General features: G+C 46.7%; 12 protein-coding genes. All 12 read right to left on the minus strand.

Annotated elements, in window-relative coordinates; translation table 11 throughout:
• Window positions 1-23 precede the first annotated feature (23 nt).
• The 12 genes from AC07RZ_RS18815 to AC07RZ_RS18870 all read right to left on the minus strand — a co-directional run bounded on the left by AC07RZ_RS18815 (window position 24) and on the right by AC07RZ_RS18870 (window position 12216).
• Window positions 24-917 carry an NAD-dependent epimerase/dehydratase family protein gene (locus AC07RZ_RS18815; RefSeq protein ID WP_494669099.1) on the minus strand — a complete coding sequence of 298 codons (894 nt, stop codon included), beginning with the start codon at window positions 915-917 and terminating at the stop codon, window positions 24-26.
• Window positions 910-2226, minus strand: a complete 1317-nt coding sequence (gene rfbH, locus AC07RZ_RS18820; RefSeq protein ID WP_494669100.1) for a lipopolysaccharide biosynthesis protein RfbH — start codon at window positions 2224-2226, stop codon at window positions 910-912. The genes AC07RZ_RS18815 and rfbH overlap by 8 nt, the downstream gene beginning before the upstream one ends.
• A 22-nt stretch (window positions 2227-2248) precedes the next feature.
• Entirely contained in the window at window positions 2249-3322 is a 1074-nt protein-coding gene (gene rfbG, locus AC07RZ_RS18825; protein WP_494669101.1) for a CDP-glucose 4,6-dehydratase, read from the minus strand.
• Between the two features lie 8 nt (window positions 3323-3330).
• Window positions 3331-4107 carry a glucose-1-phosphate cytidylyltransferase gene (rfbF, locus tag AC07RZ_RS18830; protein WP_494669102.1) on the minus strand — a complete coding sequence of 259 codons (777 nt, stop codon included), beginning with the start codon at window positions 4105-4107 and terminating at the stop codon, window positions 3331-3333.
• A 94-nt stretch (window positions 4108-4201) separates the two neighbouring features.
• Entirely contained in the window at window positions 4202-5146 is a 945-nt protein-coding gene (locus tag AC07RZ_RS18835) for a glycosyltransferase (protein ID WP_342830670.1), read from the minus strand.
• A 1-nt stretch (window position 5147) separates the two neighbouring features.
• Window positions 5148-6701 carry a hypothetical protein gene (locus tag AC07RZ_RS18840; RefSeq protein ID WP_494669103.1) on the minus strand — a complete coding sequence of 518 codons (1554 nt, stop codon included), beginning with the start codon at window positions 6699-6701 and terminating at the stop codon, window positions 5148-5150.
• Window positions 6698-7162, minus strand: a complete 465-nt coding sequence (locus AC07RZ_RS18845; RefSeq protein ID WP_494669104.1) for a GtrA family protein — start codon at window positions 7160-7162, stop codon at window positions 6698-6700. Before AC07RZ_RS18845 ends, AC07RZ_RS18840 begins: the two co-directional genes overlap by 4 nt.
• A gap of 2 nt (window positions 7163-7164) precedes the next feature.
• A complete protein-coding gene (locus AC07RZ_RS18850) occupies window positions 7165-8745 on the minus strand; it encodes an FAD-dependent oxidoreductase (RefSeq protein ID WP_494669105.1) in 1581 nt (526 codons plus the stop codon).
• On the minus strand, window positions 8742-10034 hold the full coding sequence (locus AC07RZ_RS18855) for an NAD-dependent epimerase/dehydratase family protein (RefSeq protein ID WP_494669106.1): 1293 nt from the start codon (window positions 10032-10034) through the stop codon (window positions 8742-8744). The genes AC07RZ_RS18850 and AC07RZ_RS18855 overlap by 4 nt, the downstream gene beginning before the upstream one ends.
• 166 nt (window positions 10035-10200) lie before the next feature.
• A complete protein-coding gene (locus tag AC07RZ_RS18860) occupies window positions 10201-10593 on the minus strand; it encodes a GtrA family protein (protein WP_494669107.1) in 393 nt (130 codons plus the stop codon).
• The gene (locus AC07RZ_RS18865; protein ID WP_494669108.1) at window positions 10590-11153 is read right to left on the minus strand and encodes an acyltransferase; all 564 of its coding nucleotides are present in this window, start codon (window positions 11151-11153) and stop codon (window positions 10590-10592) included. The genes AC07RZ_RS18860 and AC07RZ_RS18865 overlap by 4 nt, the downstream gene beginning before the upstream one ends.
• Window positions 11154-11181: 28 nt before the next feature.
• Complete coding sequence (locus AC07RZ_RS18870; RefSeq protein WP_494669109.1) at window positions 11182-12216, minus strand: glycosyltransferase; 1035 nt, start codon at window positions 12214-12216, stop codon at window positions 11182-11184.
• Between the last annotated feature and the right edge of the window lie 9 nt (window positions 12217-12225).

Below are 12225 nucleotides of genomic sequence, written 5' to 3' on the forward strand. Positions count from 1 at the left end.
CTGCAAACCGAAAGAGACGATCGTCATTGCCCTTGCCGGGCATACTCTACGGTAGTAAGGAGACCTTGATGCAACGGCATTTCAGGTTGCCATCCAAGGCTTTTCATGTACGAAATATCTGCGCATGAATGCATGACATCGTTTGCACTCAGTTTCGTCGCACCGAAAGCCAGCCTTGTCTTGGAGTTCGCAATACGGTGAATGGTCTCCACCAGCGCCCGAATTGATACGGTCTCTCCCGAACCCAGGGAAATGTCGCAATATGACAAGTCCATGGACGTCAGCCGCTGAAGCAACAGCATATAAGCTGAAACCACATCGTCGATATAAATGAAATCGCGCTCTTGCTTGCCCTCTGTAAGATTCAAGATCGGAACATTCGACAGACAAGCATCAATGACATAGTTCGTGAACTTTACAGAGTCGTCACCAGGCCCATACATATGCTCGAGCCGGATATTAATAAAACGAATCTGCGAATTTTCTGCAAAATACCTGCCCCATTCCGCAAAATGCGCTTTTGACAGTGTGTAGGGCTTGGTATTTTTAGGCAGAGCGCTATCTGTATTAATAAAGGTTTTCACCTTTCGTTCTAGCGCAGCGTTGAGTACGTCCAGACCAAGTATCGTATTGGCCTTGGCAATATCGACCACGCTTTCCCCTTTGCGGCCGTAGCTCGCCGCCGTGTGGATCACGCAGTCGACGCCCTCGAAAAAAGCAGCAAATTCATCTTCTCTGCTTTCGCCAATCGTGAGCCACTCGACATCGTCCATGATGTCCGCAACTCGCGCCATGGAGGAATCAATACGCCGCAGCGCCCGGACTGAATGGCCCGCCCCAAGCAAAGCACGAGTGATATTCGAACCCAGGAAACCACTCGCGCCAGTAACCAGGATACAGGTGCTCCCTTTAGTCAAAGTTCAATCCCAGATAGGTTTCGATTTTCGTCGCGGCATATTCCAGCATTTCCCTGGTTAATGCCGGCTGCACACCAATCCAAAAGGTGTTGTTCATTACATCATCGGTATTTGTCAAATCCCCGCTAACCCTATATTTTGCGTCGACCATATATGGTTGACGAGTCAGGTTGCCTGCGAACAACAGGCGCGTTCCAACTTTATTCTGGTCCAGATAAGTCAGGAGATCGAGACGTGTGACAGGAGCGTTGTCTTTGAGCGTAATCGGGAAACCGAACCACGATGGGTCCGAATTAGGTGTGGGCTCAGGCAAATGCAAAAATTCTTCACATGATTGCAGGCGCTCTTTCAGGAAAGCGAAATTTTCTTTCCGCGCCTGAATGAACGCAGGTGCTTTTTCTAACTGGGCCAATCCACATGCGGCCTGCATGTCTGTAATTTTCAGGTTGTAACCCAGGTGCGAATAGGTATATTTGTGATCATAACCCTCTGGCAAATTACCGAGTTTCCAGCAGAACCGCTTGCCGCAGGTATTATCTTTTCCTGGAGGACAATAGCAATCCCTGCCCCAGTCCCTAAAAGATTCCGCGATTTGTTTCAGTTCATAATTATTGGTAAAAACCGCCCCGCCCTCACCCATGGTAATGTGATGCGCAGGATAGAAGCTCAATGTAGCAATGTCTCCGAAGGTACCCACCATCTGCCCGTTGTAAGTGGATCCCAACGCATCGCAACAATCCTCTACCAGCCACAGATTGTATTTTTTACAGATGGCGGTTACCACCTCTAGATTGAAGGGATTTCCAAGGGAGTGCGCCAGCATGATTGCTTTGGTCTTCGGACTGATCGCAGCCTCGATTTTGGACGCGTCGATATTGTGATTCCCTTTTTCGACATCGACAAAAACTGGTACTGCGCCAAATTGTAGAATCGGATTGACTGTAGTTGGAAATCCGGCTGCAACACCAATGACTTCATCCCCTTGCTTGATCGCACGATCCCCGAGCTTGGGAGAAGTCAATGTGGAAAATGCCACCAGATTCGCTGACGAGCCGGAATTCACTGTTATGAGATGTTTCACTCCGATAAAATCGGCGAGCTTTTTTTCAAACTGCTCGTTGAAACGCCCTGTCGTCAGCCAGCAATCGAGAGCGGCTTCCGTCATCAGTTCCATCTCTTCGGCGCCCACAACCTTGCCCGATGGAGGAACTGGCGTGACGCCCGGGAAAAAAGGCTTGGCCTTGCTGTCCAGCTCGCCGTATTGGCGGACGAGTGTCAATATTTGTTGTCGTAGTTCTTCTTTAGTCATGATATTTATTTCTTGGCTTAGTTTAATGTGCACTATTTTGATAGGAGGCTATTTGCTCTAGCGTTAGCTGGCGCATGTTGTGGCCGGACTGATACGATTTTTGCCAAGCCACGATTGACTCTAGCGTGTGCGCCAAATCCCAGCGTGGCGTCCAATTCATCAATGAAGCAGCCTTGGCTATATCCAGCTTCAAATATGTAGCTTCGTGCGGCTGCGGATTTTGGTCCAAGGTCCATGAAGCACCGCCACCCCACAGTTTGGTGAGATATTCGACAATCCATTGGACAGGCCGCGCATCTTCTTGGCGCGGACCAAAATTCCAGGCTTGCGCAAAATCCGGTCCTTTCTCAACCAGCTTCTCGGCCAGCGTCAGATAACCTGAAAGCGGTTCAAGCACGTGCTGCCAGGGACGTACGGCATGTGGACTACGAATATTGACAGCAGTGCCGTCCGCAATCGCCTGCATGATATCGGGGATCAAACGGTCCACCGCCCAATCGCCGCCGCCAATGACATTCCCTGCCCGTGCCGTAGCCAGTGCGACCCCATGCTCCCGATACTTGTCCGTATTGAAGTAGGAGCTGCGATACGCCGCCGTAACCAATTCCGAACAGCCCTTGCTATTGCTGTATGGATCGTAGCCGCCCATTGCTTCGTTTTCCCTGTAGGCCCAGAGCCACTCCTTGTTTTCATAGCATTTGTCTGTCGTGACATTGACAACCGCGCGCACCGAACCAGTTCGCCGCACAGCCTCGAGCAGGTAAATCACGCCCATGACATTGGTCGAGTACGTTTCGACCGGATTATCATAGGAATACCGCACCAGCGGCTGCGCAGCCATATGGATCACGATTTCCGGCTGAGCTTGCTGCAAGGCTTGCAGCAATGCATCCTGGTCCCTGACGTCCCCGATGAGCGATGTCATGCCATCTGCTACCAATGCGACATTAAACAGGCTTGGGGATGTCGGAGGCTGCAAAGCGTAGCCGGTAACCTCAGCTCCCATCTCTTGCAGCCACAGCGACAGCCAACTACCTTTGAAGCCTGTGTGGCCAGTAACAAATACTCGCCTGCCATTCCAAAATTGAGGATTCATGGTTCGGCCTAGTCCCAAACTTTCCAAGGAGCGCGCCCAGAAGCCCAAAGCTCTTCGAGATAATTCTTGTCTCTCAGTGTGTCCATTGGCTGCCAAAAACCTTCATGCTGGTAGGCCAGCAATTCGCCAGTCGTAGCGAGTTCTTCCAAAGGACCTTTTTCCCAGGTCGTCATATCGTCTTCAATGAGAGTGAGCACCTTCGGCGACAAGACGAAGAATCCTCCGTTGATCACCCCTCCGTCGCCCTTTGGTTTCTCATTAAACGAAGAAACCCTGTGATCGGCCTGGATATCCAGTGCACCAAAACGCCCCGGAGGCAAGGTCGCCGTCAACGTCGCATTTTTTCCGTGTATCCGATGAAACTCGATCAGCTTTGAAATATCGACATCGCTTAGCCCGTCACCGTAGGTGAAACAAAATGCATCTTCATCCTTGATGTACTGCTTGACTCGAGCCAAACGCCCACCTGTCATGGTTTGATCGCCCGTATCAACAAGCGTGACTTTCCACGGTTCGGCATATTGATGGTGAACTTGCATCTCGTTATTTGCCATGTCAAATGTCACATCAGACATGTGCAAAAAATAATTTGCGAAATACTCCTTGATGACATAACCCTTGTAGCCGCAACAAATAATGAAATCATTGACCCCGTGGGATGAATAGATTTTCATGATATGCCAGAGGATAGGCTTACCACCAATTTCAACCATGGGTTTCGGACGGGAACTGGTTTCTTCTGAGATGCGCGTTCCCAGGCCTCCGGCAAGAATGACTGCTTTCATAATTTTTTCAATATCGGCTAAAGATAAATTTCATTAATAAAATCTGACAATTCAATTTTTATAGTTGGTCGTAATCGGGTTGCAAAAAACCGCGTCAAATTTCCTTTTTTTGCTTATCACTATCAAACAGTATGACGGCTGGATCCTGATTGCTTCGTGCCAGATAGATCCTGCCGAGGTACTCGCCAAAGATGCCCAGGATAAGAAAATTAAAACTGAATAATGTCAATGTCAGAATCAATAACGCCGCAATGCCATTTGAAAATTGAATCCCCAAATAGAATTTAGCCAGAATAAAATAAAACGAAGACAACATAGACAGCAAAAACAAACCTAAGCCGACAAAAACAGAAATGCGCAACGGAGTAATGGTACCGCTTAGCAAACCGTCTCGCGCATATGAGAAATAGGCAAAGAAATTAAATTTTGAAGTCCCGAATTTCCTATCGACCCTATCGTAAGGTACGCCAACCGAGTTATAGGCTACTCTCGACAGCAATCCCGGAAGATAGCTATCAAAATTATTATTTTTCCTCATCACTTCGATAATTTCATTATCGAGAAACCATGCGCCGCTTTCAACATTCACTGGATTGGGATTAACAAATCTTTCGATTTTTTTATACATTTTCCTAAACCAGGTCAGCAAATACACTTCCTGTCGTGATACCCGCACTCCATAGACAAAAGAATAACCAGATTCCCATAGTGCAATATATTTTGCCAACAATTCAGGTGGGTCCTGCAAATCGCAGTCAAAAACTGCCAGTGCGTCACATTTGCTATTTAATATCCCGGTATAAATCGATTTCATTACACCATAGTTTTTTGCGTAACTGATAACTCGAACGTCATTTCGAGACTGGGAAATTTCCTTCAATATTGAAAGAGTATCATCCGTTGAACAATTATCAGCGAAATAAAATGTGAATTTATATTTATCAGCATATCCCGATATGATTTTATCGAATTCTGAAATAAATAAACGAATATTCTCCGATTCATTATAAACCGGACACAATATATTGATATCTTTCATTTTAAATAATCCGCTTCATCAACCTGTATTTAATCGCGCCAATATCTTGGGCTCCAACTTCTTTATATCTATCTTTGAGTTTCAAAAACATGCAATTCGATATTTCTTTTAGATCTTCAGCAGCTCCATATACAGGGAGAATTATATTGGCCTGATCATCACCTACAGCAGATTCCAGCAACAAATAATCGGAATCATACAATCCGATAGGAAACATCCTGATATGCGTAAATCCTTTTAATACCAATATCGGCATTGCAAATTCATTGGTGGATATTGTCGGATTATCTTCCTTGATATTGGACAAGAGCTCATTAAATTTTATTGAACGTTCATCAGAAGCTTTTCTTATATTCGAGCCCTCCACAAGCAAACCGATATCGCCTGAGAAACTATGTGTCAAGGTCGGGCCTACTGCAAATAAGCGGCCATGAATATTTATGGCATTGAATACAAGAACAACAAACAGAAGCAGGTATCGGTAGCGACCCACTATTGCATTGTTCTTGTATTCCAAATAGCCCATCAGGGCGCCAACAATAAGTACTGGAATATAGTAAGAATGATAATGAGTCAAATAGCCAGTTTTCTCTGCCCCCCCAACATTCAATAGAATGTTGGGGGCTAAAAGAATGGCGAACAATACAATATATTTCTTCGCAGGAACTATCATGATTATCAACGGCAACAGCATTACGAGCAGTTCAACTGTCAATTTCGAAATATTTGACTGGAAATTAAATATTTGTTTCACGTTAGAAACAATCACTGATAACGATGTTGTATCGGCATAAAAACTATCTTGAATGAATTTTGCCCATATCACATAATATGCAATTGCCGCAAAACCGAAAAAGATAGTGGCATATCTGAATTTCGGATTATTTTTTGTATCCCAGGCCGCCAAATAGATTGCAATCACCCCAATCATCAATGCCGACCGCTCACTGACAAGGGCAGCAAAGATAATAATTCCAATGGAAATCAACCATGAAAATTTATAATCTCTTTGCAAATAGAAATAGAAATAAAAGATTGCAGCCGGGATAAATAACCTATCAAAATAGTATTGACCAGATATCGAGCCAACCAAAGGGCTGAATGTCAGCATGATCAGTAGGAAAAGAATAATTTCCACCCAATCCATTTTATTTTTTCTTGCAATTAAAAAAGTGCCGAAAAAAGTTAAAAAAACTGCTAATGCATTCGCAACTGCGGCGGTATACGCATAGTTGTTTGTAAACATTTTTCCCACCCATGCAATCGGAAATACAATTGCATAAGAGTGCCATTGGAAGAATGAGCTGTTTTCATATTTACTTACCAAGGCATTGGAACAGAATACCTCAGCTGTTTTTGCAAGATCGAATAATGGATAGGCAGCAGCAAATACTTGCGAACGCATGTCTCCAAATAACGATACTCTTTTGATCAAATCAACATAGCCAGCGGAGTCCCCAGCCATGTGGATGAATCGTGCGTAATTCAATTCTGCAAGAAAAAAAACTATAGCCAGCGCAAGTAAAACTCCGAATATATTTCTAGCTTTAGTCATTTTTTAAAAACCAATATTCTATTTAATAAAAAAATTACAACTGGAACAACACCATAACTAATCATTGCCGAAATATAATACTCAAAATACAAATTCAATCTTCTCAAGATGAAATAATTCAGAAACATGGCTATTAATTGAATAAATACAAACCAAGAATATGATCTCAATGAATATATTTTCTTAAAAACAAATTTGCAATTCAAATGATAAGAAAGCGGAATTGCCAAAATATATGAATATAAAACCGACTTAAAATCATTCGACGTGATTGAGAAAAACATCAAATATGCCAAATACGCAACGCACGTCACTAAAATCCCGCTAATGCCGAATTTGACGATGGTGACAAATTCTTTATTGTTGTAATTTGCAGCTACCATGATTCCAGGTCCAATACCAAGTGCAGCGGCACTTGCTCTCAAGTCAAATTTTAATTTTGTGCAAAAATGCCGGTCCATGCCTAGGCGCAATGATAACCGACTGCCAACCTTTCCCCTATTCTGGTTGCGTTAGCCATGATGGTAAGCGTGTGTGATTTTTCGGAAAGCAGCGGCAAAGCGGCGCCGTCGACAACATGCACCCCAGCCAATCCGAATAGCTCTCCCGAAGATCCGGTTTCGCCTCGCACCGGATTGATCCGCATGGGCAATGTACCCGCATAATGTATATCTGCGCCGGCTTTGGCAGCGGTAAAACTCATGGGCAGCATGTAGGCGCCGAGCTGTGCGTATGCCTTACGCAACCGCGATCCCGCCGTCTTCAGCAACACTGCGGTCTCTTCTTTGAAGCCACCTTTGATATGCAACGCTCCGGCGCCATCAACAGATACATGGTTGTCCGACAGATTACCCGGCAAAAACAGATTCCCGACCACGCACGAGCTAAGCAATGCTTTCAATAGGTCAACGCCATAACGCCGGCGCAGCGGCAAATAATTCACAAATTCAGAGATCGGCAGGCCCGACGTTGCAAAAGTAGAACCCAGCACATGGATGTCGTCGCGCAAAGACAATACAAATGACAATTGTCCTAGGCCGAAGCCAGTATGACGGGCAGCTCCAAACGATGACGGCAAGCATAAAACGAAAGCGGCGGTGGGGCACGACAGGAGTCGAACCGACTGTTGCATCTGCAATGCATTCAAAGCGAGACGGGTGGTAGCCAACGTTCCGGCCGCCAACAATATTCTGGAGCCAGAAAGCGATTTGGCCTGCTTTCCAGCGGTACCTTCAATCAACCAATGTCCGTCGCCTTGTCTTAAAGCATCGACCACCATGGTTTGGTGATAAAAATTGGGGAACAGTTTCAAGGCGGCCAGATCTGTGCTGGCTGAATATAGCGCTCCGCGATCACAGCCATAAAGACAATTTCCTTGGTTGTTGCATCCCTGCCGGCGCCCAAGATCTTGGCTGAGCACGGCAATCCTGGAACGCCCAAGACGAAACCCCGTTCCGTTCAACGACTGGCGATGTTTCTCGTAACGAGCGTACATGCGCTCATGTAGCGCATCCATTGCAATCGGCGGTTGCGACCATGAGTCCAATCCAAAATAGTCCGAGAGATCATCGGCTTCTGGTCCACTGATTCCAATGCGTTGCGCCACCAACCGATAGGCATTTTCCAGTTCGAAGGGCGGGCATGGAAACTCTTCTAGCTCCGCCGATGAAAATCGTGCGACGCCACAGCCCCATGCATTGGACAGGCCGCCTTGCGCAAGAGAGCCGATCGCGACAAAGTTCTCGGAATTAATATGATTGGCGGTATTGAATTCGCTGAATACTTTTGCGTGCGCAGGAACCCGCATTTTTGGAGAAATCGCATCGTGCATACCGAGTGCATGCAAATCACTGCCTATCATCCACTTCCACTGTTCCTGGTCGTATTCGCGCGCTGCAAGAAACGGTTGCCGTGGCAACTCACCGGCCGGACTGTTTCCCCCATCAACCATCAATACCTTTTTCCCCGCAGCGACAAGCGGAAATGCGGCGGAAACGCCAGCAGGCCCACTTCCGACAATAATTACATCGAAATCCGCCGTCATTTCGTAAATTCCACGTTCAAACGACGTAAATAGATCGGCAACCAAAAAAAACTAGACAGTCGCCATACTGCCTCCATCACCACCGACCACGCAATCAACATGCCATATCGGACCGCGCCAGAATGCTCACCGATACCGATGAACCGTGAAGCGCCAACTGTCGTTGCTTCGGCCAGAATCGTTGCCGTATTCAATCGCCACAGAAACTCTTTCCCTGCAGCTGATGAAGTGAAGCCACGGTCGTCCAGCAACGCCAATGCCAACGGCGCATGAAGCATAAAAGCCGGTAATTCCAGCGGGATCCCGCTACGGAACAATTCAACGGCACGCACATAGCGCCCTTGAACAGCTAGCCCAGGCTTTCGCTTTAACACGTAGGTCAGCATAGATTTAGCCTCACGCGCAAGTGATCGTCTATTCTGCCTCTCGCCTACGATTGTGGCGCGCCGCATACCAGATTGCAGCGAGCGCAAATCCAGCGCCAGACTGCGCAAATCCTCAGCGGTATGCATTTGTGGTAATGCAAACAACGATGCAAGACGCTCAATCCCAAGTTTGATGCTTATTCGCTCTCCCAGCACCAATGTTGCCGCTCGCACGAGAAACGTAGGCACTGGCACGAAAATACGGCGAACCCGTAGCCGCTCTGAAGCAATCAAACCCAAAAAATGCGTGAATGAAACTGGCTGCGCTGCCGCGACACAAAGAATACGCGGGGTTAAATCCTGACGTCCAGCCACTGCCAGCAATGCGTTTGCGAGATCATCCACATGCACCGGCTGAACACGTGGCGCGGGAAAGAATGCTGGCAATACTGGCAGGCTTCGCACCGTAGCGCTCAATATGCCAAACAATCCCTTTTCATCTCCACCATACACTTGGCCGGGACGAACGACCCAACCGCCTGCTTTCAGCACTTCCTGCTCAATTGCCCATTTGGTGCGTCCATACATGGTCGGCGCATCTTTACTGGCAGTTTGGCTGGATACGAAAATGAATTTGGCGCCGGAACGCAGGGTTGCCTTCAACAATAAGCAAGCGGAAGATATCTCTGCAACACAATCGCTTTCAGATGCGAGCTTACCGCTGATAGCCAGATGTATGACAGCTCCTGCGTCGGCCGGAATTTCGATCGGAACTTTGTCGCTAATATCGTAATGTGACCATTCCCCGGTATTCGCTCCCCCCTTTGTGCGAGACAAGGAAATCACTTCATGGCCACGATCTTTGGCAATGTGCCGTAGCTTTGCACCGATGTACCCGTTGGCTCCCGTAATCAACAATTTCATTAAATTACTTTCTCAGGCACGATGAAATGACGCGGGGCTTCATATGCCTTGCAGAAGCTGGATTGAAATCGATTGAGAAACCAAAATAAATAATTTTTTACTTCAATGTCCATAATGTCTCGCTAATGCAATTTTTCGAAGATAGATCACCATCGATCATTTCGAATCAAGATTTTTGATCACCGGACACTGACTTTGTGAAAGTGAATTTTGTAGTAATCCAATAGGTAACAATAAATAGCAAAATATCGGATGTCGCCTTGGCATAAATAGGATTATGTATTAGGAACAGGAGCAAAAATAGTACTGCGGAGGACACCGGCGTATACAAGAGCGCCAGTCCAAAATATTTCTTGGCGTGATCAGTCACTTCCGCAGAGTCGGTAATTTGATAGGTGAAGCGCCGGTGCATGAAGAAACCGCTCACCGCGGCTACAACTTTCACAAGCACATTCGATGCAATCGGATTCCATCCCAACTTAACCAGGCAATAATACCCCCCCATGTCGATCACGTAAGCGATGGCCGCAATGATGATGTACCTAACAAATGTGCTCATATATCGGATCGACTCCTAATTTTCCTGGCGGGCGCGCCGACCATCACAGCATACTCTTCGGTATCTTTAGTAACGATCGAGTTGGCCCCAATGACCGTGCCTTTCGCAATGACGATGCCAGGCATAATTACCGCACCGGCGCCGATCCAGACATCGTCTCCGATGACTATTTTCTTTGGAATTGTTTTCCTTGCAAAAACAGGCGGAAATCGGCCTTCGATTGGATGTTGTCCGGACGAAATGGTCACGTTGCTTCCAATAAGTACGTAAGAACCAATTTCTATGCCGCCAATACCATTAATATAGCTGCCAGAATTGACCGCAAAATTCGACCCGACGGTAATTCGGTCTGAATGCACCAGAACGACGTTAGGTTGCAGCCAGATAAATCCTTTGCTCGACCTGAAAAAAACTTTGCAGATCAGCCCCCTCAGGATGACTCCTAAGGTAGTCGGTACAAGCCCGAAAATACCAAAGAACAATGATTCGAATTCGAGACGGAATAGCTCGGTCAACGAATAGCCTTTGGCCTTTTCTTTCAGAAATTGAATATACTTCATTGGCTAATGGACTAAATTGGCAATTCGATTATTGTGCATCGCATTTTGATTTATCTCCGATCGAACGCCCTAGATGCCGTGGACGCCGAGGTATTGACGCAATATCTTGCCCAATGAACGCCAGCACAAACTGCAAGCCGGTCAATATTGGTAGGGCCGACATCATTACTGTACCGGCAGGAGTGGGGGCAGGAATGACAGAACGAGCAGCCTCAAGCCAATGATAGGCTCCGTAACAAAGACCAAATCCCAATAGCACGAGCCCAATTGGAAGTTCGATCGAACCCAGTGATAAATCCCGCAGATAATAGTTGTAGAAAATCCGTTTGCCGAAATTGCGAACGTGTTTTATCAAAAACTCTCCAACGATCTTTGATATCTTCAGTCCACTGACTTCGTCGGCATATTTTGCTGACATTGGCACGTCCACAGCAACAGCCCGCATGATATTCAAACGAAATAACATGTCGGTTTCAAAAAAATAACGCTGGCTTATTTTCTTGAACGGCAAATGCTTCGCAACATCGGCATGGATCGCAGTATAGCCATTGGTAGGGTCAAATAAATTCCAGTAGCCGGTAGAAAATTTCGCCATCAGGGAAAGAGCTGCATTCCCGAAAAGGCGCAATGGCGGCATGGCGCCAATCTCTTCCAGATCATAAAAACGGTTGCCTTTGGTGTAGTCAGCCTGCCCATACAAAATCGGCTGCACGAAACGTGGGATCAGTTTCGGATCCATCTGGCCGTCGCCGTCAACCTTCACTATGATATCTACGCCATCGTTGATGGCTGCTTGATATCCAGTCATGACCGCGCCTCCAACGCCAAGGTTCTCTTCATGACGCAATACAACCACGCGAGGATCGACGCAATTTGCCACTACAAAGTCGCCAGAATTATCAGGGCATTTGTCGTCAACCACATAGATTCGCGCGACTTCAGGTCCGATCGAACTTATCACGTCGATGATGTGGCGCGTCACCTTATAACTTGGTATGACAACTGCGATCACTTGTTCGGCAGCGCTTGCACCAGGCAAGGACGTCCGCTCCTGGGTTTCCATGAATTGCAT

It is taken from the genome of Collimonas sp. GW821-FHT07E08, assembly GCF_059418905.1.